The following is a 19,952-nucleotide window of genomic DNA, read 5'->3' as shown; positions in this document are numbered from 1 at the left end:
CCCCTACGGGTCGGGGGAGGAGGGCCCTTTCCGTGTCATCCCACGGGTGTACGCCGAGTTGAGTCCGGGGACTGACGCCCCGGGGCCGCCGATTTGGTCAGATGGAGTCATCAAACCCCACCAGATCGGGTGAGCGCGGCGACACGGTTGTCACCGCAGTCGACACAGAGGGCAGGGCACTGACATGGCACCGAACACCAAGACTTCCCGCAAGGCCGCCCGGTACGCCGTACCGGTAGCGGTGGCGGGCGTGGCCGCGGCGACCGTTGCGATGGTTCCGGCCTTCGCCAACGCCGGCGGGCCCGACCTGCCGAAGGTGACGGCGCAGCAGCTCATCGAGAAGGTCGCGGCCTCGGACGTCCAGCAGCTGTCCGGCACCGCCCGGATCACCACCGACCTGGGGCTGCCGAAGATCGCGAGCGGGCTGCTCGGCGGCGGGGGCATCGCGGGCGGCTCCGCCAACCCGGAGGACAAGGTCGCCCAGCTGGCGAACGGCAGCCACACCCTGCGCGTCGCGGCCGACGGCCCGGACCGCCAGCGGCTGACCTTCCTCGACGGCAAGGACGAGTACAGCCTCATCCACAACGGCGACGACGTGTGGGGCTACGACTCCAAGTCGAACGAGGTCTTCCACGAGAAGAACGCCGAGGCGGGCCAGGGCAAGGGCAAGGACGGCGGCAAGGAGCACAAGACCGGCGACCGCCTGGCCGCCTCCCCGCAGCAGCTGGCCGAGGAGATCCTGAAGGCCGCCGGCCCCACCACGGACGTCAGCGTGGGCGACACCGCGCAGGTGGCCGGGCGGGACGCCTACCAGCTGGTGCTGAAGCCCAAGCAGGCCGGCTCCACGGTCGGCTCGGTCCAGATCGCGGTGGACGCCAAGAACGGTGTGCCGCTGCGGGTGCAGCTGCTGTCCGCCCAGGGCGGCAAGCCGATCGTGGACGCGGGCTTCACCAAGGTCGACTTCGCCAAGCCGGCCGCGGACACCTTCTCCTTCACCGCGCCCAAGGGCGCCAAGCTGACCGAGGGCGTGGACGGCGCGGGCAAGGGCGGCGCGGACGACCACTGGAAGGCGCTGGAGTCCTTCCCGGGCCTCGGCGGTCTGACCGGCGGCGCGGGCGACAAGGGCGACGTGAAGGTGCTCGGCGAGGGCTGGTCGACCATCGCCCGGATCGACTCGGGCATGAACCGGAACCTGAAGGACCTGGAGAACGACAAGAACACCCCGAAGGAGGCCAAGCAGTTCCTCGACGCCCTCGGGGACAAGGTCACCGGGAAGTTCGGTGAGGGCCGGGTCCTGTCGACCCGCCTGGTCAACGCCCTGATCACGGACGACGGCAAGGTCTACGTCGGCGCGGTCACCAAGGACGCGCTGGTCAAGGCGGCCGACGCCAACAAGTAGCCGGCGGCCGGACGGACAGCGGCAAGGGTGGGCAGGGACTGTGTCCCTGCCCACCCTTGCGCCATTCCCGCTCCGCGTACAGCACACCCGCTGTACGGTGTTGGACATGTCGAGACACGTCACCATCCGCCTGGACGAAGAGTTCCACGAACGCCTGAAGGCACGTGCGGCGGCACTGGGGACGACGGTCACCGCGCTGATCACCGAGGTCACGGAGCGCGAACTCGACGAGGACCGCAAGAACTTCCTCTCCGGCATAGAGGAGTTCGCCGACCACTGGGGCTACTTCCAGCAGCGGTTCGGCAATTGAAGATCACCATGGAGTGGGCCTGGACGGCTCTGGCCCACCATCTCCCGTCCGATCCCGCCGTGTGGGATCCCTCCGGGGTGGCCGCCGCGGTCGCCCGGCACCAGAACGACCTCGTCCTCGTGCCCGAACAGCCCGCCCCGGACACCGCGTGGCGGGCCGCCGCGTTTTTGCACACCCTCGCGGTGTGCCCCGCGCTGGAATCCCCGATGAACGAGTTCTACGCGGCCGCGGCCACCCGCTCGTACCTGCGGGTGGCCGGGGCGAAGCAGCTGCCCTCGCCCGAGGAGCTCGGCGACCTGGTGGAGGCGGCCAAGCTGGGCCGCGCGGACATCGCGGCCGTGGCCGAGGAGCTGCGGGCCCGTATCCAGGGCCCGCTCCAGGCGTCCTCGCAGGCTCGTGCCGAGGACGCCTGAGCCGGGAACCGGACCGGCGGGGCGCACGGCCTAGAAGGTGATCTTCCAGCTGTTGATGTAGCCGACGTCCTGCGCGGCCGAGTCCTTGACCCGGAGGTTCCAGACACCGTTGGCCACCTCGCTGGAGGCGTTGACGGTGTACGTCTGGACGAGGTTGTCGGCGCTGCCGCCAGTGCGGTTGTGCAGGTTGTAGACGGTGCCGTCGGGGGCGACCAGGTCGACCACCAGGTCACCGCGGTAGGTGTGGACGATGTTCACGTCGACCTTGGTGGTCGCGGGCGCGTTGCCCGTCACACCGGAGACCGTGATCGGCGAGGACACCGCCGCCGCGGGGGAGTCCGGGATGTTCACGTCCGCCGTGTTCTCGAAGGACGGGCCCGGCGGGACCGGGGTGGCCGCCCCGAGCGTCCAGATCGCGTAGGCGACGGCATCGGAGTTGCGGTCCAGGGCGGTGTCGTTGATGTTCGCCAGGCTGTCGCACGAGGAGTGGTAGCAGCGGTCGAAGGCCTGACCGGAGGTGCCGCCCCACTTCTGTGCCTGCGCCGCCGTCTTGGTGTAGTCGGCGCCGGAGAACAGGCCGCCGACGGGGATGCCCGCGTTCTTGAAGGGGGCGTGGTCGGAGCGGCCGTCGCCCTCGGTCTCGATCTCGGTCGGGATGCCGAGGCCGGCGTAGTAGTTCTTGAAGGTCTGCTCGATCGTCGGGTCGTCGTCGTAGACGAAGTAGCCCGGGTTCGGCGAGCCGATCATGTCGAAGTTCAGGTAGCCGGAGATCTTCGCCTTCTCGGCCGCCGGCAGGTTGTTGACGTAGTACTTCGAGCCGATCAGGCCCAGCTCCTCCGCGCCCCACCAGCCGAAGCGCAGGTGCTTGGTGGGCTGCAGGCCGGCCCGGGAGACGGCGAGGGCCGTTTCCAGGACGGCCGCGCTGCCGGAGCCGTTGTCGTTGATGCCCGCGCCCGCGGTCACCGAGTCCAGGTGCGAGCCGGCCATCAGGACCGAGTTCGGGTCGCCGCCCGGCCAGTCGGCGATCAGGTTGTAGCCGGTGGCGCCGCTGGAGGTGAAGGTCTGCAGGGTGGTCGTGAAGCCGGCCGCGTCGAGCTTGCCCTTCACGTAGTCGATCGAGGCCTTGTAGCCGGCCCTGCCGTGGGCGCGGTTGCCGCCGTTGTTGGCGGCGATGGTCGAGAGCTGCGACAGGTGGGCCTTGACGTTGGCCAGCGGTATGTCGGGCGGTGTCGGCGCCGCGGCGACCGCCGTGGGGGCGGCGAGTGCGGCGGGGGCGGTGGAGGCGAACAGGCCGGCGACCGCGAACGCGGTCACGGCAGCAAGGCGCCGGGAGACGGACAGGCTCATGTGGGGGCTCCGGGATTCCGCGGGGATATGACGGAACGAGTGGCGATAGAGCAGGTGAGCGTTAGTGCGTCAGTGCGAGCCTGATGTTCAGCGAGAGTATGACTGTCCGTCAAGACCACAATTCGGTCAGGGCGGTTCGGAAAACGGACGATCCCCGGTACGAGTGGTCCGTACCGGGGATCGTGGGTGTGAAGTGTTTGCCGCAGCGCGCCCCGCGGGGCGCCGTTACGCGCGCCCCGCGGGCGCCGTTACGCGGGCTCGCGCGCCGGTGTCGCCAGGACGGCCGGCGCCGCCGCCTCCAGCCTGACCCGGGACCGCCGCGCCGTGCGCAGCGCGTCCCAGGTGAGGATCACGAGCGCGCCCCACACCAGGGAGAAGCCCGCCCAGCGCTCGGGCGGCATGGCCTCGTGGAAGTACAGGACGCCCAGCCCGAACTGGAAGACCGGGGCCATGTACTGGAGCAGCCCGAGCGTGGACAGCGGGACCCGGATCGCGGCCATCCCGAAGAACACCAGCGGGATCGCCGTGACCAGCCCGGTCGCGGCCAGCAGGAGCGAGTGGGTGACGCCGTGCGAGGCGAAGGTGGACCGGCCCTGCGCGCCGAGCCACAGGACGTATCCCAGGGCGGGCAGGAACAGCACGGCCGTCTCGGCGGCCAGCGACTCCAGGCCGCCCATGTTGAGCTTCTTCTTGATCAGCCCGTACGTGGCGAAGGAGAAGGCGAGGATCAGCGAGATCCACGGCGGCCGCCCGTAGCCGATGGCGAGCACCAACACGGCGACGAAGCTGAGGCCGACCGCCACCCACTGCGCCCGGCGCAGCCGCTCGCCGAGCACCAGCACGCCGATGGCGATGCTGACCAGGGGATTGATGAAGTAGCCGAGGCTCGCCTCGACGACGTGCTCGTTGTTGACGGCCCAGATGTACAGGCCCCAGTTCACGCTGATCACCGTGGCGGCCAGCGTGGTCAGGCCGAGCTTGCGGGGCTGGCGGAGCAGCTCCCGTATCCAGCCCCAGCGGCGCAGCGCGAGCAGCGCCAGACCGACCACGGCCAGGGACCACACCATGCGGTGGGCGAGGATCTCGATCGCCCCGGAGGGCTTGAGGAGCGGCCAGAAGAGGGGGACCAGCCCCCACATCCCGTATGCGCCGAATCCGTAGAGCAAACCCGTGCGCTGCTCGTTCTGTGCCTTCACGGGGCCTCCTGTACGACTTCCAGCCAACTTCACGACGGTATCGCCGTACGACCCGGATGTCATGCCCGTAATTGCGAGATACTCATGACATCTTTCGGGGTCGGTGGGCCGGTGCGGATACGGAGGCCGCTCGGGAGCCGCCGGGAGCCGCCGGGAGCCCGCCCGGGTCAGGCCAGCGCGGCGCCGATCGCCTCGGCGACGGGGGTCGTCGGCCGCCCGATCAGCCGGGCCAGGTCCCCGCTGGTGCCCGCCAGCCGGCCGCGCGCGATCGCCGCGTCCACGTCGACGATGATCGCCGCGAAGCCCTCGGGCACCCCGGCGCCCGTCAGGATCCGCAGGTGCTCGTCCGCCGGGACCTCGGCGTACGCGATCTCCTTGCCGCTGAGTGCCGACACCTCGGCCGCGTACTCCCCGAGGCTCCACGCGGCGTCGCCGGAGAGCTCGTAGATCCGGTTCATGTGCCCCTCGCCGGTGAGCACCACGGCCGCGGCGGCCGCGTAGTCGGCGCGTGCCGCCGAGGCGACCCGGCCCTCGCCCGAGCTGCCCACGACCGCTCCGTGCCCGAGGACCGCCGGCAGCTCGCGGGTGTAGTTCTCGTGGTACCAGCCGTTGCGCAGGAAGGTGTACGGGAGCCCGGAGCCGAGGACGGCCCGCTCGGTGGCGGTGTGTTCGGCGGCCAGCTCGAAGTCGGCCTCGGGGCCGCCGAGGATGCCGGTGTAGGCCAGCTGTGCCACGCCCGCCGCCTTCGCGGCGTCGATCACGGCGGTGTGCTGGGTGACGCGCCGCCCGATCTCGTTGCCGGAGATCAGCAGCACCCGGTCGCCGGGCTCGAAGGCGCGGGCCAGGGCCGCCGGGTCGTCGTAGTCGGCGACGCGCACCTCGATCCCGCGTGCGGCCAGGTCTGCGGCCTTCTCCTGGTTGCGGACGACGACGGCGACCTGGTCGGCGGGGACCCGTTCCAGCAGCTCCTCGACGACGAGACGGCCGAGCGCTCCGGTGGCGGCGGTGACGACGATGCTCATGACTGCTCTCCTCGTTGGACGACAGCGCCAGCCTACGGTAAGCGCTAACTTTTAGAAAGCGTTGTGTGGGAGGAAGCGGGGGACAGCGGGCCGCGCATGCCGAAGCCCGGGCCCCAAGGGGGTCCGGGCTTCGGCGGCCGTGTCGCGCGGGCGGGTCAGCCGACGACGGTCCAGGTGTCGTTGCCGGCCAGCAGCGCCCCGAGGTCGCCCTTGCCGCTGCGGTCGATGGCCGCGTCGAGCTGGTCGGCCATGAGGGTGTCGTAGACGGGCCGCTCCACGCTGCGGAACACCCCGATCGGGGTGTGGTGCAGGGTGTCGGGGTCGGCCAGGCGGGACAGCGCGAACGCGGTCGTGGCGCCGGCGTTCTTCGCATCGTGCACCAGGATCCGCGCCTCGTTGGCCGCGGTGACCTCGACGACCTCCAGGTCCCCGGTGGCCGGGTTGCGTACGACACCCTTCGAGCCGTCCGCGCCGAAGCGGATCGGCTGCCCGTCCTCCAGCCGGATCACGGCTTCCAGGGCCTGGTCCTTGTCCTTGAGGACCTCGAAGGCGCCGTCGTTGAAGATGTTGCAGTTCTGGTAGATCTCGACGAGCGCCGTGCCCTGGTGGTCGGCCGCCTGGCGCAGTACCTCGGTGAGGTGCTTGCGGTCGGAGTCGACGGTCCGGGCGACGAAGGAGGCCTCGGCTCCGATCGCAAGCGACACCGGGTTGAAGGGCGCGTCCAGCGAGCCCATCGGCGTCGACTTGGTGATCTTGCCGACCTCGGAGGTGGGGGAGTACTGGCCCTTGGTCAGCCCGTAGATCCGGTTGTTGAAGAGCAGGATCTTCAGGTTGACGTTGCGGCGCAGGGCGTGGATGAGGTGGTTGCCGCCGATGGACAGCGCGTCGCCGTCACCCGTGACCACCCAGACGGACAGGTCGCGGCGGGAGGTGGCGAGGCCGGTGGCGATGGCCGGGGCGCGGCCGTGGATCGAGTGCATCCCGTACGTGTTCATGTAGTACGGGAAGCGGGAGGAGCAGCCGATGCCCGAGACGAAGACGATGTTCTCCTTCGCGAGGCCCAGTTCGGGCATGAAGCCCTGAACCGCGGCCAGCACGGCGTAGTCACCGCAACCGGGGCACCACCGGACCTCCTGGTCCGACTTGAAGTCCTTCATCGACTGCTTGCTCTCGGCCTTCGGTACCAGCGAGAGCAGCGTCCGCTCCCCTTCGGTCACCTCAGTCATCGATGGCCTCCTTGAGAACCGTGGCGAGCTGCTCCGCCTTGAACGGCATTCCGTTGACCTGGTTGTACGACTGGGCGTCGACCAGGTATTTCGCCCGGATCAGGGTGGCGAGCTGCCCGAGGTTCATCTCCGGCACCACTACCTTCTCGTAACGCTCCAGGACCTCGCCGAGATTCCTGGGGAAGGGGTTGAGGTGGCGCAGGTGGGCCTGGGCGATGGGGAGTCCGGCGTTGCGCAGCCGGCGGACGGCCGCCGTGATGGGGCCGTAGGTGGAACCCCAGCCCAGGACCAGGGTGGTGGCGCCGTCCGGGTCGTCGACGTCGAGGTCGGGCACCTGGATGCCGTCGACCTTGGCCTGGCGGGTGCGGACCATGAGGTCGTGGTTGGCCGGGTCGTAGGAGATGTTGCCGGTACCGTCCTGCTTCTCGATGCCGCCGATGCGGTGTTCGAGACCGGGGGTGCCGGGGATGGCCCAGGGCCGGGCGAGCGTCTCGGGGTCCCGTTTGTACGGCCAGAACACCTCGGTGCCGTCGGACAGGGTGTGGTTCGCACCGGTGGCGAACTTGACCTTCAGGTCGGGCAGGTCGGCGACCTCCGGGATCCGCCAGGGCTCGGATCCGTTGGCGAGGTAGCCGTCGGAGAGCAGGAAGACCGGAGTCCGGTAGGTGAGCGCGATCCGGGCCGCGTCGAGGGCGGCGTCGAAGCAGTCCGCGGGGGTCCGCGGCGCCACGATCGGTACGGGGGCCTCACCGTTGCGGCCGAACATGGCCTGGAGGAGGTCCGCCTGCTCCGTCTTGGTCGGCAGTCCGGTGGAGGGGCCGCCGCGCTGGATGTCCACGATCAGCAGCGGAAGCTCCAGCGACACCGCGAGGCCGATCGCCTCCGACTTGAGCGCCACACCGGGCCCGGAGGTGGTGGTCACCCCGAGCGCGCCGCCGAAGGCCGCGCCGAGCGCCGCGCCGATGCCGGCGATCTCGTCCTCGGCCTGGAAGGTCCGCACGCCGAAGTTCTTGTGCTTCGAGAGCTCGTGCAGGATGTCCGAGGCCGGGGTGATCGGGTAGGAGCCCAGGTAGAGGGGCAGATCGGCCTGCTGGCTCGCGGCGACGAGGCCGTAGGAGAGCGCCAGGTTCCCGGAGATGTTGCGGTAGGTGCCGGTGGGGAAGGCGCGCGTGGCCGGGGCGACCTCGTAGGAGACCGCGAAGTCCTCCGTCGTCTCCCCGAAGTTCCAGCCGGCCCGGAAGGCGACGACATTCGCCTCGGCGATCTCGGGCTTCTTCGCGAACTTCTGCCGCAGGAACTTCTCGGTGCCCTCGGTGGGCCGGTGGTACATCCACGACAGCAGGCCCAGCGCGAACATGTTCTTGCTGCGCTCGGCCTCCTTGCGGGAGAGGCCGAAGTCCTTCAGCGCCTCCACCGTCAGGGTGGTCAGCGGCACCGGGTGCAGGCTGTAGGCGTCGAGGGAGCCGTCCTCCAGCGGCGAGGTGGCGTAGCCGACCTTGGCCATGGGGCGCTTGGTGAACTCATCCGTGTTGATGATGATCTCCGCGCCGCGCGGCAGGTCCGCGATGTTCGCCTTCAGGGCCGCCGGGTTCATCGCCACCAGCACGTTCGGGGCGTCGCCCGGCGTGAGGATGTCGTGGTCGGCGAAGTGGAGCTGGAAGGAAGAGACGCCCGGGAGGGTTCCGGCGGGGGCGCGGATTTCGGCGGGGAAGTTCGGCAGCGTCGACAGGTCGTTCCCGAAGGACGCCGTTTCCGAGGTGAAGCGGTCACCGGTGAGCTGCATACCGTCACCGGAGTCACCCGCGAATCGGATGATCACACGATCGAGGCGGCGCACTTCCTTGCCGCCCGGACTCTCCGGGGTGCGCTGTCCACCGACAACCGCACCCCCGGCCCCGTCGGCCTGCTCGGCTGGGCTGCTGACCTGGCTGGTCACTGAACTGGACCTCCTTCGAGGCGTGAGCACCCCCGGAACCAACCCTACGTCGGTAGGGATCAGGCCCCCAGGGGCGACCACATTCTGGACCGTAGGACCGCCCCTTGAGACGGCCCTGCCGGTATGCCGTATCTGACAGAGTGTCAGTCGATCAAGATTTCAGGTAGGTGAGAACGGCCAGTACTCGCCGGTGATCCCCGTCACTCGGCGAAAGGCCCAGCTTCATGAAGATGTTGCTGACGTGCTTTTCCACCGCTCCGTCGCTCACGACCAGCTGCTTCGCCACGGCGGAATTCGTCCGGCCCTCGGCCATCAGCCCGAGCACCTCGCGCTCGCGCGGGGTCAGGCCCGCCAGCACGTCCTGCTTCCGGCTGCGACCGAGCAGCTGGGCGACGACCTCGGGGTCCAGGGCCGTACCGCCCCGGGCCACCCGCACCACCGCGTCCAGGAACTCCCGGACCTCGGCCACCCGGTCCTTGAGCAGATACCCCACCCCGGTGCTGGATCCGGCCAGCAGTTCGGTGGCGTACTGCTCCTCCACGTACTGGGACAGCACGAGCACGCCTATCCCGGGGTGGTCGCGGCGCAGCCGCACGGCCGCCCGCACACCCTCGTCCGTGTGGGTCGGCGGCATCCGCACGTCCGCCACCACCACATCCGGCAGCGCCCCCTCGGCCGCCAGGTCCGCCACCGTCTTGATCAGGGCCTCTGCGTCCCCGACGCCCGCCACGACGTCATGCCCCCGGTCGGTCAGCAACCGGGTCAGGCCCTCACGCAGCAGCACTGAATCCTCGGCGATGACCACCCGCACCCTGTCTTCCACGACTCAGCAGCTCCCGCGTCCACTCGTTCACGCACTACCTGACTCAGCCAAGCATCCCAGCCTTGAGTCCCTGTGAAGGCAGAGCCGCGACAACACGTCGTCGTGCGGGGGGAGTTTTCGAGTACTGGAAGGTCGCATACCGCAAACGGGCACCGCGCGCGGCGGGAGTTGCGAAGGGCCGGGCCATCCGGCCCGGCCCTTGCAGCGGCAGCTCCGTCAGGCCGTAGGGGGTGTCTTTGATCCGGCCTGACCGACAGGACCCCCTACGGGCGCCAGGGCAGCTCGGCGGTGACCGTCGTCCCGCCCCCGGCGGGGGAGTCGACGACCAGCACCCCGTCCACGGCGTCCAGCCGCTCGGTCAGCCCCGCCAGCCCCGTCCCCTCCCGCGGCCCGGCCCCGCCCCGGCCGTCGTCGGCGACCTGGATCAGCAGCCGCTCCCCGGACTTCCACACGTCCACCGAGGCCGACCGGGCCAGCGCGTGCTTGCTGACGTTCTGCAGCAGCTCCGAGACCGTGAAGTACGCGATCCCCTCGATCGCCGCCGCGGGCCGGGCCGGCAGATCCACCTCCACCCGTACCGGCACCGCGCACCGCGAGGCCACCGAGGACAGCGCCGCGTCCAGCCCCCGGTCGGTCAGCACGGCCGGGTGGATCCCGCGGGCCAGGTCGCGCAGCTCCTGGAGGGCGATCTTCACCTCACCGTGCGCCTCGTCCACCATCCGGGCGGCGGCCTGCGGATCCTCGGTCAGCTTCTCCTTCGCCAGCCCCAGATCCATCGCCAGCGCCACCAGCCGGGCCTGCGCGCCGTCGTGCAGGTCCCGCTCGATACGCCGCAGGTCGGCGGCGGCGGTGTCCACGACCACCCCGCGGTCGGACTCCAGCTCGCTGACGCGGGTGGCCAGGCTGGACGCCCCGAGCAGCCCGCCGACCATGACCCGGTCGACGGTGGTCAGGGCGCGGATCACCCACGGGGTGGCGAGGGTGATCGCCAGCCCGACGAGGCTGGTGAGGATGATCATGACCGGCGAGTCGAGGTAGAAGGTGTAGCCGTCGTTCTGGAAGAGCTGCAGACCGGGCTGGTCGGTGTAGGCCGGGAAGACCCAGAACCAGAGCGGGTACAGCAGGTACGCCCACCCGCACGCCCAGAGCACCAGGGACAGGCAGAAGGAGAACACCGCCCACGGGAAGTGGACGACCGAGTACAGCGCGTGGCGCCAGGCGCTCCCGCTCTTGAGCAGCGCACCCATGGCGGCGAGCGGCCCGGCCTTCTTCGCCCGGATCGGCGCGGGGGCGGCGATCTCCGTCCCGAGCAGCGCGCGCACCCGGGCCCGCTCCACGTGCCCGAAGCCGCGGCACATGGCGAGCACGCCGGCGAGGACCGGAACGCCGAGGAAGGTGACGAGCAGTCCGGCGCCGAGGCTCACGCCGGTGATGGCGAGCGAGAAGTACAGCGTGCTCAGCGGCAGCCCGATCAGCAGGTACGCGAACTCCCGCCAGATCCGCCCCTCGACCGGAGCCCGCAACACCGCGCCGATCCCGCCGCCCGTGCCTCTGCTGTTGCCCATGATCCCGACCCACCCTTCCGGTCCTCCGCTACACCCCCACCCTGCCGCCCCCCGACCCCCCACAACCATGCGGCGGGTCGGCATCTCCACCGGGGGGTTAACCCCACCCCTCACCCCAAATCCAGCCCCGCCGACGTTCGAGGCGCCCCGCCGCCAATCCAGCCCCGCCGGCGTTTGAGGCGCGGGGTCCGGGGCGGAGCCCTGGGAAACGGCGCGCAGCGGAATCCGTACGGCACCCGGCCCATCCCCGCAGCCCCGCCGGCGAGGCGCCCGGCGGAGCCCTGGGAAACGGCGGCGCAGCGGAATCCGTGCGGCACCCGGCCCATCCCCGCGGCCCCGCCGGCGAGGCGCCCGGCGGAGCCCTGGGAAACGGCGGCGCAGCGGAATCCGTGCGGCACCCGGCCCATCCCCGCGGCCGCGCCGGCGAGGCGCCCGGCGGAGCCCTGGGAAACGGCGGCGCAGCGGAATCCGTGCGGCACCCGGCCCATCCCCGCGGCCGCGCCGGCGAGGCGCCCGGCGGAGCCCTGGGAAACGGCGGCGAGCCGCACACACGAACGGGACCCCCGCCCACCCCGGACGGGAGTCCCGCTCACCAGCGACAACAGGGGCCCGGGGGCCTACCCCCGGTCCCGCCACGGCAGCTCGGCCGTGACCACGGTCCCCACCCCCACGGGCGAGTCCACCACCAGCACCCCGTCCACCGCGCCCAGCCGCTCCGCGAGCCCCGCCAGCCCACTCCCCCCGGAGGGACTCGCTCCGCCCCGCCCGTCGTCCGACACCCGGATCATCAGCCTCGCCCCCGTCCGCCACACCTCCACCGTCGCGCCCCGCGCCCCCGGCCCCGCGTGCTTGCTCACGTTCTGCAGCAGCTCGGACACCACGAAGTACGCGATCCCCTCGATCGCCTCCGCAGGCCGCGCCGCCGGCAGATCCGCCGGCAGATCCACCGCCACCTTCACCGGCACCACGCACCGCGCCGCCACCGACGACAGCGCCGCGTCCAGCCCCCGGTCCGTCAGCACCGCCGGGTGGATCCCCCGTGCGAGGTCCCGCAGCTCCTGGAGGGCCAGCTTCACCTCCCCGTGCGCCTCGTCGACCATCGCCGCCGCGCCCTCCGGGTCCTCCAGCAGCTTCTCCTTCGCCAGGCCCAGCCCCATCGCCAGCGCCACCAGCCGGGCCTGCGCCCCGTCGTGCAGGTCCCGTTCGATGCGCCGCAGGTCCGCCGCCGCCGTGTCCACCACGACTCCCCGGTCGGATTCCAGCTCCGCGATCCGCCGCTCCAGGTCGTCGGACGGCGACAGCAGCCCCCGTACCATCGCCCGGTCCACGTTCGCCATCAGCCGTACCAGATACGGCAGCACCGGCCACAGCACGAACAGGCCGGTCAGCGCTACCGTGAAGGTGAGTACTCCCCACGGCAACCGGATCAGCTGGTACAGCACCGTCCGCCAGCCGACCGGGTCCTTGATGCTCGTCCACAGCCAGGGGAAGAATCCGCCGGACCGCTTCGGCCCGGGGATCGGGGTCGGCTCGTCCACCCGTACGCCCAGCAGCCCGCGGGCGCGTGCCCGGTCCAGCCGTCCCAATTGCCGAGACAGATACAGACCGCACGCGAGCAGGGGAATTCCGACCGCGGTCACGGAAAGACCGCCGGCCGTGGAAACCATGACAACCGCGTAAACAAAACCGACGATCGCCAGCGGCAGGTTGCTCAGCAGATAGGCGATCTCCTTCCACGTCACGGCGCTGAAGACGGCGCGTACGGGGGGAGGTCGATCGTTGTCGGGTACGGCATGGCTCAGGGTCATGCGCCACACCCTGTCAAGTACGACCCGCTGATGCCATGGGGTGGCCGGGGTGCTGTGAACGGGGGATAACCCCACCCCGTGTGAGGCAGGCCCTAGACTCCCGTCCGTACCAGATCGTCGACAGTGACCGAGGAGCGAGGAACGGACGTGCCTGAACCAACGGTATCGACCGTAACCGTGCTCGCGGCGGACTACTTCCGGAGTTATTCGGTCGTCGGTCTCCTGGCCGCCCTCGGTGTGCTCTTCGTGGCCGTCGCCTTCGGCGCGGGCCGCCTGCTGCGGCCCGTCGTCCCGACCCCCGAGAAGCTGCTGACCTACGAATGCGGTGTGGACCCGGTCGGCGAGGGCTGGGCGCACACCCAGGTCCGCTACTACGTCTACGCGTTCCTCTACGTCATCTTCGCCGTCGACTCGATCTTCCTGTTCCCGTGGGCGACGGTGTTCGCCGCCGCCGGTTACGGCGCCACGACCCTGGTCGAGATGTTCATCTTCCTGGGCTTCCTGGCCGTCGGCCTGCTCTATGCGTACAAGAAGGGCGTCCTCGAATGGACGTGACACCGGCTGTGACGCCGACCGAGGGCGTGCTGCTCCCGGAGCCCAAGCGCCTCGGAGTCCTCTCCCGCCTGGCCCCGGAACCGATGAAGGTGGTCCTGAACTGGGGCCGCCGGTACAGCCTGTGGGTCTTCAACTTCGGCCTGGCCTGCTGCGCGATCGAGTTCATCGCCGCGTCCATGGCCCGGCACGACTTCATCCGGCTCGGGGTGATCCCCTTCGCGCCGGGTCCGCGCCAGGCCGACCTGATGATCGTTTCAGGCACCGTCACGGACAAGATGGCCCCCGCGGTGAAGCGGCTCTACGAGCAGATGCCGGAGCCGAAGTACGTCATCTCCTTCGGCGCCTGCTCCAACTGCGGCGGCCCCTACTGGGACTCGTACTCGGTGACGAAGGGCGTCGACCAGATCATCCCGGTCGACGTCTACGTGCCGGGCTGCCCGCCGCGCCCCGAGGCCCTCCTCCAGGGCATCCTCAAGCTCCAGGAGAAGATCGCCCGCGAGTCGCTGGCCGAGCGCTACGCGGCCGGGCCGTCCGTGTCCCAGCTGACCAGCGACCTGGTCACGCCCCCGCCGGCACCCGCGCAGGGGGCCGGCGCGTGAACCTCTACGACTCCCTTCCCGACGCGGCGCCTACGGTCTTCGGGGCCGAGGCCGTCGCCGAGTTCTCGTACGATGTCCTCACGGTGGACGTGCCCGTCGGCAGCTGGATCTCCGCCCTCGAAATCGCCCGGGACAAGCTGGGCTGCACGTACTTCGACTGGCTGAGCGCGGTGGACGAGCCCGGCACCGGCTTCCGGATCTGCGCGCACGTCGCGTCGCTGGAGAACCACCGGGTGCGCCGGCTGCTGCTGCGCACGACCGTCCCGCACAGCGCCCCCTCCCTGCCGTCCGCCGTCGCCGTCTACGCGGGAGCGGAATGGCACGAGCGCGAGACCTTCGAGATGTTCGGGGTCACCTTCACCGACCACCCGCACCTCGTGCACCTGCTCCTTCCGGAGAACTTCGAGGGCCACCCGCTGCGCAAGGACTTCGTCCTGGCCGCGCGCGTCGCCAAGGCCTGGCCCGGCGCCAAGGAGCCCGGCGAGGCGCACGACCCGGACGCGCCCAAGCGCCGCCAGATGCTTCCGCCGGGCGTACCGGACCCCAACGACTGGGGCCCGATGAAGGGCCAGCTCCCGCCGGCCCCGTCCCGTCCGGCCCGCACCCCGCGTGCGGCCGGCGCGGCGGGCGCCGCCGCGCGCACCCCGCGCGAGGGCGCCCCGGTCCGCCGCACCCGCTCGGTCACCGAGGGCTCGGCCACCCAGCCCCCGGCGGACGCGGCCACCGAGGCGATCGGGGAAACCACCCCCCGCCCTCCGCGCCGCACCCGCTCGGTATCGGAGGGCTCGGCGAGCCAGTCGGCCCCGGCCGGCGCGACCGCCGAGGCGACCGGGGCGACCGGGGAAACCGCCCCGCGCCCGCCCCGCCGCACCCGCTCGGTCGCCGACGGCTCGGCGAGCCAGACGCCGGCCGCGGCTCCGACCCCGACCGAGGCCCCGGCTCCGGACTCGGCTCCGACCGCGGCCCCGGCCCCGGACGAAACCGCCGCGGGGGCCGCCCCGGACACAGGGGAAGCCGCGGCCGCGCCCCGCCGCCCGGCGCCGCGCAGCTCCGACGCCCCCTGGCACGACCCGAAGCCCGCCTTCGAAGAACCGGCTCCTGGGCCGGCTCCGAAGGCGGATCCGGGGACCCGCCCCACCACCGACCCCACCACCGACCCCGACAACGGAGGCGACGCGTGAACGACGTCCTCGACGTCGCCCTGCGGCTGATCGTCGTCTTCGCCGTCTTCCTCGTGCTCCCGCTCGTCGTCGGGCAGACCGAGCACAAGGTGATGGCCCACATGCAGGGACGCCTCGGCCCCATGTACGCCGGCGGCTTCCACGGCTGGGCCCAGCTCGTCGCCGACGGCGTGAAGTTCGCGCAGAAGGAAGACATCGTCCCGGCCAATGCCGACCGGCGGATCTTCCAGCTCGCCCCCGCCGTCGCCCTGCTGCCGTACCTCCTCGTCCTCCTGGTCATCCCCATCGGGCCGGGCGAGGGCGCCGTCGGCCAGGTCATCGACGCGGGCCTGTTCTTCGCGCTCGCCGTCATGGGAGTCGGCGTCCTCGGCTCCCTGATGGCCGGCTGGGCCTCCGCGAACAAGTTCTCCCTGCTCGGCGGCTTGCGCACCGCCGCCCAGCTGCTCGCCTACGAGCTCCCGATGCTGCTCGCAGCCGCCTCCGTCGCCATGGCGGCCGGTACGGTCTCCCTCCCCGGGATCGTCGAGGCCTTCGAGTGGTGGTGGCTGCCCTGGCAGATCGTCGGCGCACTCGTCTTCTTCGTCGCCGGCCTCGCCGAACTGCAGCGGCCCCCCTTCGACATGCCCGTCGCCGACTCCGAGATCATCTTCGGCGCGTACACCGAGTACACCGGCCTGCGCTTCGCCCTGTTCCTCCTCGCCGAGTACGCCGGCATCGTCGTCCTTGCCGCCCTGACCACCGTCCTCTTCCTCGGCGGCTGGCACGGTCCCTTCGGCGACGACCTCGGCTGGGTCTGGACCCTGCTCAAGATCGCGATCCTCGCCTTCGTCGTGATCTGGCTCCGCGTGAGCTACCCGCGCCTGCGCGAGGACCAGCTCCAGAAGCTCGCCTGGACCACACTCATCCCGCTCGCGCTCGCCCAGATCGCGCTCACCGGCATCGTGAAGGTGGCGATCCAGTAATGCCCATCCCCGGATCCGGTCTGGCCAAGGGCCTGGCCGTCACGCTGCGCACGATGACGAAGCGCTCGCACACGGCCCAGTACCCCGAGGTCCAGCCCGAACTGCCGCCCCGCTCCCGCGGGGTCATCGGTCTGTTCGAGGAGAACTGCACCGTCTGCATGCTCTGCGCCCGTGAGTGCCCCGACTGGTGCATCTACATCGACTCCCACAAGGAGACGGTCCCGGCGTCCACGCCCGGTGGCCGCGAGCGCAGCCGCAACGTCCTCGACCGCTTCGCCATCGACTTCTCCCTCTGCATGTACTGCGGGATCTGCATCGAGGTGTGCCCCTTCGACGCCCTCTTCTGGTCGCCGGAGTTCGAGTACGCGGAGACCGACATCCACGAGCTGACCCACGAGCGCGACAAGCTCCGCGAGTGGATGTGGACCGTCCCGGCACCGCCCGCGCTGGACCCGGCAGCCGAGGAGCCCAAGGAGATCGCCGCTGCCCGCAAGGCGGTGGAGAAGGCCGAAGCAGCCGCCGCGGCGGCAGCCGCCGCCGAAGCCGCCGCCCAGGCGGCCGAGACCGAACCGCCGACCGACCCGACCCCGGAGGGAGACGCGTGAGCCCCACCGCCACCCTGGCCGCAGCCGCCACCACCGGGCCCGGCTTCCTCTCCCCGACCGGCGTCGAGATCGCCTTCGTCCTCGTCGGACTCGCCACCCTCGGCGCGGCCCTCGTCACGGTCACCACCAAGCAGCTGGTGCACGCCGCCCTGTGGCTGGTCGTCGCGCTCGGCGGCATCGCCGTCGAGTACCTGCTGCTGACCGCCGAGTTCATCGCCTGGGTCCAGGTCCTCATCTACCTCGGTTCCGTGGTCGTCCTCCTCCTCTTCGGACTGATGCTCACCAAGGCCCCCATCGGCCGCTCCCCGGACGCGGACTCCGGCAACCGCTGGATCGCACTCGGCGTCGCCGTCGTCGCGGCCGTGTCGCTGGTCTGGGTGGTCGTCGACGCCTTCCGCACCACCTGGATCGACCTCGACGGACCGGTCCAGGGCTCCACCAAGGTCTCCGGCGAGATCCTCTTCCAGCACTGGGTGCTGCCGTTCGAGGCGCTCTCCGTACTCCTCCTCGCAGCCCTGATCGGGGCCATCGTGCTGTCCCGCAGGAACGACCCCGCCGACCCCGCCGACGCCGCCACCCCGGCCGGCCCCGGCGAGAAGAAGGGCCGGCGCTGATGCACCTCGCCTACCCCGCCGTACTCGCGGCGCTCCTCTTCTGCACGGGCCTGTACGGCGTACTGGCCCGCCGCAACGCCATCCTGGTCCTGATGTCCGTCGAGCTGATGCTCAACGCCGTCAACCTCAACCTGGTGGCCTTCGACGTCTGGCTGCGCGACACCCTGCACGCCGGCCAGGCCCTCACCCTCTTCACCATCGCGATCGCCGCCGCCGAGATCGGCATCGGCCTCGCGATCGTGCTGATGGTGTACCGCAACCGGGGCACCTCCGACGTCGACCGGCTGCGCGACACCGCCGAGGGCCACGAGCCCGCCGCGAACAACCGGAGCGAGGTCACCGCGTGAGCACCACGACCCTCGCCGTCCTCGTCCCGCTGCTCCCCTTCCTGGGCGCGGTGGCGGGACTGCTCCTCGGCCGCACCGCCCCCGGGTTCGTCCGGCCGCTCGCGATCCTGCCCACGCTCGGCGCCGCCGTACTGGCCGTACTCGTCGCCGTCCGCCAGGGCGGCGGCGAGACGATCAGCGCCGCGACCGAGCTGACCCCGACCGGCTCGGTGCCGATCGATCTCTCGCTCTACATCGACGGCTTCGCCGCCCTGGTCGCCGTCCTGGTCGGGGTGGTCGCCACCTGCGTACAGGTCTACTCGACGGCGTACCTCCGTGAGGACCCGCGCTACCCGTCGTATGCCGCTCTCGTCTCACTGTTCACCTCCGCCATGCTGCTCGTCGTCTACTCCGGCGACCTGATGGTGCTGCTGGTCGGCTGGGAAGTCATGGGCATCTGCTCGTACTTCCTGGTCGGCCACTACTGGGAGACCGAAGCGGCCCGCTCCGCCTCCCTGAAGGCCTTCCTCGTCACCAAGCTCGGCGACGTCCCCTTCCTGATCGGCCTGTTCGCGCTCGCCACAGACGCCGGCTCCTTCGAGATCCCGAAGATCCTGCGCACCGTCGCCGACGGCGGACTCGACCACCCGACACTGATCGCGCTGCTCCTGCTCGCCGGAGTCGCGGGCAAGTCCGCGCAGTTCCCCCTGCACACCTGGCTCCCCGACGCCATGGCGGGCCCCACGCCGGTCTCGGCCCTGATCCACGCCGCGACGATGGTCGCCGCCGGTGTCTACTTCATCGCCCGCCTCCTGCCCGTCTTCGCGGCCTCCCAGGCCGCGCTGGTGGTCATGGCCGTGATGGCGGCCGTCACGATGGTCGGCTCCGGCCTGGCCGCCATCGCCCAGGACGACATCAAGCGGGTGCTCGCCTACTCCACGATCGGTCAGCTCGGCTACATGGTCGGCGCCCTGGCCGTCGGTGACCGCGGCGCCGCCGTGTTCCACCTCCTGTCCCACGGAGCCTTCAAGGCGCTCCTCTTCCTCGGCGCCGGCGTGATCATCCACGCCGCCGGTACGAACTCCCTGGGCGTCATGTCCCGGATGGACGGCCTCGCCAAGCGCATCCCCGACGCCTTCTGGACGATGACGATCGCGCTGCTCGCGCTCGCCGCGGTCCCGCCCTTCGCCGGCTTCTTCTCCAAGGAAGCCGTCCTCGTCGCCGCCGAGCACACCGCGACCGGCCACTCGGAGTTCGCGCCCAGCGCCGCCGGCTGGCTGGTGCTCGTCGCCGGGCTGCTGACCGCCCTGCTCACCGCCGCCTACGCCACCCGGCTGTGGCTGATGGCCTTCCGCGGCCGGGGCGCCGCCGCCCCCGACCATGGCAAGGAGCCCCTCGCCATGACCGGCGTGCTGTGGCTGCTGGCGATCCCGTCGATCGGCTTCGGCCTCGCGGCCGGCCCCATCTCCGACTGGTTCGACAGCGGGGAACTCACCCCGACCCTGGTCACCTCGGTCCTCGGCACGGGTGCCGCGGCCATCGGCGCGATGCTCACCTACGCCCTCTGGCAGCGCGCCTCGGCGAAGGCCGCCCTCGCGAGCGCCGCCGGCACCCGAGCCGCAGCCGCTGCCGAGACGCCCGCCTCCGTCGCCGCCGCCGAATCCGCCGCCGAAGCCCCCGAGGTGGCCGAGGTGACCCACGATCACCCCGCCGTCCCGGCCGGCCCCGCCGCCGACCCCGGCAAGGCGTTCCTCGGACCGCTGCACCGCCACGCGGCCGCCGGCTTCCACCTCGACGCCGTCTACGACCGGCTGTTCGTCCGGCCCGTCCAGGCCGCCGCGAGCCTCGTCCGCTTCCTCGACCGCGAGGTCGTGGACACGTACGTCCGCGGCGCGGGCACCGGCACCAAGCTGCTCGGCAGCCTCGTGCGCCGTGCCCAGACCGGCAACGTGCAGAGCTACCTGAGCGCCCTGCTCGCCGGCGCCGTGGTCCTGGCGATCGCCACCGCCGTCCTCGCCAACGTCAACGCCGGATCGTGAGCCGTGAGTCAGCCGTGATTGATATC

Annotated in this window: 19 protein-coding genes; 11 read left to right on the top strand and 8 right to left on the bottom strand. The window is 71.2% G+C overall.

What is annotated here, in order from left to right; translation table 11 throughout:
- Positions 1–184: 184 nt before the first annotated feature.
- From KO717_RS15350 to KO717_RS15340, 3 genes are all read left to right on the top strand, one after another.
- Complete coding sequence (locus KO717_RS15350; RefSeq protein WP_301367998.1) at positions 185–1,399, top strand: LolA family protein; 1,215 nt, start codon at positions 185–187, stop codon at positions 1,397–1,399.
- Between the two features lie 106 nt (positions 1,400–1,505).
- Positions 1,506–1,709, top strand: coding sequence for a ribbon-helix-helix domain-containing protein (locus KO717_RS15345; protein ID WP_223835884.1), 204 nt, complete (start codon positions 1,506–1,508; stop codon positions 1,707–1,709).
- Positions 1,706–2,122 carry a hypothetical protein gene (locus KO717_RS15340; RefSeq protein ID WP_301367997.1) on the top strand — a complete coding sequence of 139 codons (417 nt, stop codon included), beginning with the start codon at positions 1,706–1,708 and terminating at the stop codon, positions 2,120–2,122. The genes KO717_RS15345 and KO717_RS15340 overlap by 4 nt, the downstream gene beginning before the upstream one ends.
- A gap of 30 nt (positions 2,123–2,152) precedes the next feature.
- On the opposite strand, the gene KO717_RS15335 is transcribed toward KO717_RS15340, so the two are convergent.
- From KO717_RS15335 to KO717_RS15300, 8 genes are all read right to left on the bottom strand, one after another.
- A complete protein-coding gene (locus KO717_RS15335; protein ID WP_301367996.1) occupies positions 2,153–3,469 on the bottom strand; it encodes a M28 family metallopeptidase in 1,317 nt (438 codons plus the stop codon).
- 248 nt (positions 3,470–3,717) lie between these two features.
- The gene (gene rarD / locus KO717_RS15330; RefSeq protein WP_301367995.1) at positions 3,718–4,665 is read right to left on the bottom strand and encodes an EamA family transporter RarD; all 948 of its coding nucleotides are present in this window, start codon (positions 4,663–4,665) and stop codon (positions 3,718–3,720) included.
- A gap of 167 nt (positions 4,666–4,832) precedes the next feature.
- Positions 4,833–5,687: an SDR family oxidoreductase gene (locus KO717_RS15325; protein ID WP_301367994.1), complete on the bottom strand. Its 855-nt coding sequence runs from the start codon at positions 5,685–5,687 to the stop codon at positions 4,833–4,835.
- 155 nt (positions 5,688–5,842) lie between these two features.
- Positions 5,843–6,913, bottom strand: coding sequence for a 2-oxoacid:ferredoxin oxidoreductase subunit beta (locus KO717_RS15320; RefSeq protein WP_301367993.1), 1,071 nt, complete (start codon positions 6,911–6,913; stop codon positions 5,843–5,845).
- Positions 6,906–8,849, bottom strand: coding sequence for a 2-oxoacid:acceptor oxidoreductase subunit alpha (locus KO717_RS15315; RefSeq protein ID WP_301367991.1), 1,944 nt, complete (start codon positions 8,847–8,849; stop codon positions 6,906–6,908). The genes KO717_RS15320 and KO717_RS15315 overlap by 8 nt, the downstream gene beginning before the upstream one ends.
- Before the next feature lie 151 nt (positions 8,850–9,000).
- A complete protein-coding gene (locus KO717_RS15310; protein WP_150262025.1) occupies positions 9,001–9,660 on the bottom strand; it encodes a response regulator transcription factor in 660 nt (219 codons plus the stop codon).
- A gap of 275 nt (positions 9,661–9,935) precedes the next feature.
- Positions 9,936–11,237, bottom strand: coding sequence for a sensor histidine kinase (locus KO717_RS15305; RefSeq protein WP_301367989.1), 1,302 nt, complete (start codon positions 11,235–11,237; stop codon positions 9,936–9,938).
- Between the two features lie 617 nt (positions 11,238–11,854).
- Positions 11,855–13,045, bottom strand: coding sequence for a sensor histidine kinase (locus tag KO717_RS15300; RefSeq protein ID WP_301367987.1), 1,191 nt, complete (start codon positions 13,043–13,045; stop codon positions 11,855–11,857).
- A gap of 147 nt (positions 13,046–13,192) precedes the next feature.
- On the opposite strand from KO717_RS15300, the gene KO717_RS15295 reads away from it, so the two are divergent.
- Genes KO717_RS15295 through KO717_RS15260 form a run of 8 tightly spaced genes read left to right on the top strand, consistent with a single transcriptional unit; the run spans position 13,193 to position 19,926 of the window.
- Positions 13,193–13,600 (top strand): NADH-quinone oxidoreductase subunit A, encoded by a 408-nt coding sequence (locus KO717_RS15295; RefSeq protein WP_030012240.1) that lies wholly within the window; start codon positions 13,193–13,195, stop codon positions 13,598–13,600.
- Positions 13,591–14,199 (top strand): NADH-quinone oxidoreductase subunit B, encoded by a 609-nt coding sequence (locus KO717_RS15290; RefSeq protein WP_301367984.1) that lies wholly within the window; start codon positions 13,591–13,593, stop codon positions 14,197–14,199. The genes KO717_RS15295 and KO717_RS15290 overlap by 10 nt, the downstream gene beginning before the upstream one ends.
- Entirely contained in the window at positions 14,196–15,380 is a 1,185-nt protein-coding gene (locus tag KO717_RS15285; RefSeq protein WP_301367982.1) for an NADH-quinone oxidoreductase subunit C, read from the top strand. The genes KO717_RS15290 and KO717_RS15285 overlap by 4 nt, the downstream gene beginning before the upstream one ends.
- On the top strand, positions 15,377–16,342 hold the full coding sequence (nuoH, locus tag KO717_RS15280) for an NADH-quinone oxidoreductase subunit NuoH (protein ID WP_301367980.1): 966 nt from the start codon (positions 15,377–15,379) through the stop codon (positions 16,340–16,342). The genes KO717_RS15285 and nuoH overlap by 4 nt, the downstream gene beginning before the upstream one ends.
- Positions 16,342–16,947: a NuoI/complex I 23 kDa subunit family protein gene (locus KO717_RS15275; RefSeq protein ID WP_301367978.1), complete on the top strand. Its 606-nt coding sequence runs from the start codon at positions 16,342–16,344 to the stop codon at positions 16,945–16,947. The genes nuoH and KO717_RS15275 overlap by 1 nt, the downstream gene beginning before the upstream one ends.
- On the top strand, positions 16,944–17,561 hold the full coding sequence (locus KO717_RS15270; protein WP_301367976.1) for an NADH-quinone oxidoreductase subunit J family protein: 618 nt from the start codon (positions 16,944–16,946) through the stop codon (positions 17,559–17,561). Before KO717_RS15275 ends, KO717_RS15270 begins: the two co-directional genes overlap by 4 nt.
- Positions 17,561–17,908, top strand: a complete 348-nt coding sequence (gene nuoK / locus KO717_RS15265; protein WP_301367974.1) for an NADH-quinone oxidoreductase subunit NuoK — start codon at positions 17,561–17,563, stop codon at positions 17,906–17,908. Before KO717_RS15270 ends, nuoK begins: the two co-directional genes overlap by 1 nt.
- Positions 17,905–19,926, top strand: coding sequence for an NADH-quinone oxidoreductase subunit 5 family protein (locus KO717_RS15260; protein ID WP_301367972.1), 2,022 nt, complete (start codon positions 17,905–17,907; stop codon positions 19,924–19,926). Before nuoK ends, KO717_RS15260 begins: the two co-directional genes overlap by 4 nt.
- Positions 19,927–19,952: the final 26 nt, after the last annotated feature.

The organism is Streptomyces xanthophaeus, from assembly GCF_030440515.1.
In the GTDB taxonomy this organism is placed as follows: domain Bacteria; phylum Actinomycetota; class Actinomycetes; order Streptomycetales; family Streptomycetaceae; genus Streptomyces; species Streptomyces kutzneri.
Note: the sequence above shows the minus strand (reverse complement) of the source record. Positions and strands in the feature narration are given on the sequence as shown.

What these genes read in the sequence shown, in the direction of transcription:
- KO717_RS15350 (WP_301367998.1), top strand. Translation starts at nt 185, where the DNA reads ATGGCACCGAACACCAAGACTTCCCGCAAGGCCGCCCGGTACGCCGTA.
- KO717_RS15345 (WP_223835884.1), top strand. Translation starts at nt 1,506, where the DNA reads ATGTCGAGACACGTCACCATCCGCCTGGACGAAGAGTTCCACGAACGC.
- KO717_RS15335 (WP_301367996.1), bottom strand. Translation starts at nt 3,469, where the DNA reads ATGAGCCTGTCCGTCTCCCGGCGCCTTGCTGCCGTGACCGCGTTCGCG.
- KO717_RS15325 (WP_301367994.1), bottom strand. Translation starts at nt 5,687, where the DNA reads ATGAGCATCGTCGTCACCGCCGCCACCGGAGCGCTCGGCCGTCTCGTC.
- KO717_RS15320 (WP_301367993.1), bottom strand. Translation starts at nt 6,913, where the DNA reads ATGACTGAGGTGACCGAAGGGGAGCGGACGCTGCTCTCGCTGGTACCG.
- KO717_RS15305 (WP_301367989.1), bottom strand. Translation starts at nt 11,237, where the DNA reads ATGGGCAACAGCAGAGGCACGGGCGGCGGGATCGGCGCGGTGTTGCGG.
- KO717_RS15300 (WP_301367987.1), bottom strand. Translation starts at nt 13,045, where the DNA reads ATGACCCTGAGCCATGCCGTACCCGACAACGATCGACCTCCCCCCGTA.
- KO717_RS15290 (WP_301367984.1), top strand. Translation starts at nt 13,591, where the DNA reads ATGGACGTGACACCGGCTGTGACGCCGACCGAGGGCGTGCTGCTCCCG.
- KO717_RS15275 (WP_301367978.1), top strand. Translation starts at nt 16,342, where the DNA reads ATGCCCATCCCCGGATCCGGTCTGGCCAAGGGCCTGGCCGTCACGCTG.
- nuoK (WP_301367974.1), top strand. Translation starts at nt 17,561, where the DNA reads ATGCACCTCGCCTACCCCGCCGTACTCGCGGCGCTCCTCTTCTGCACG.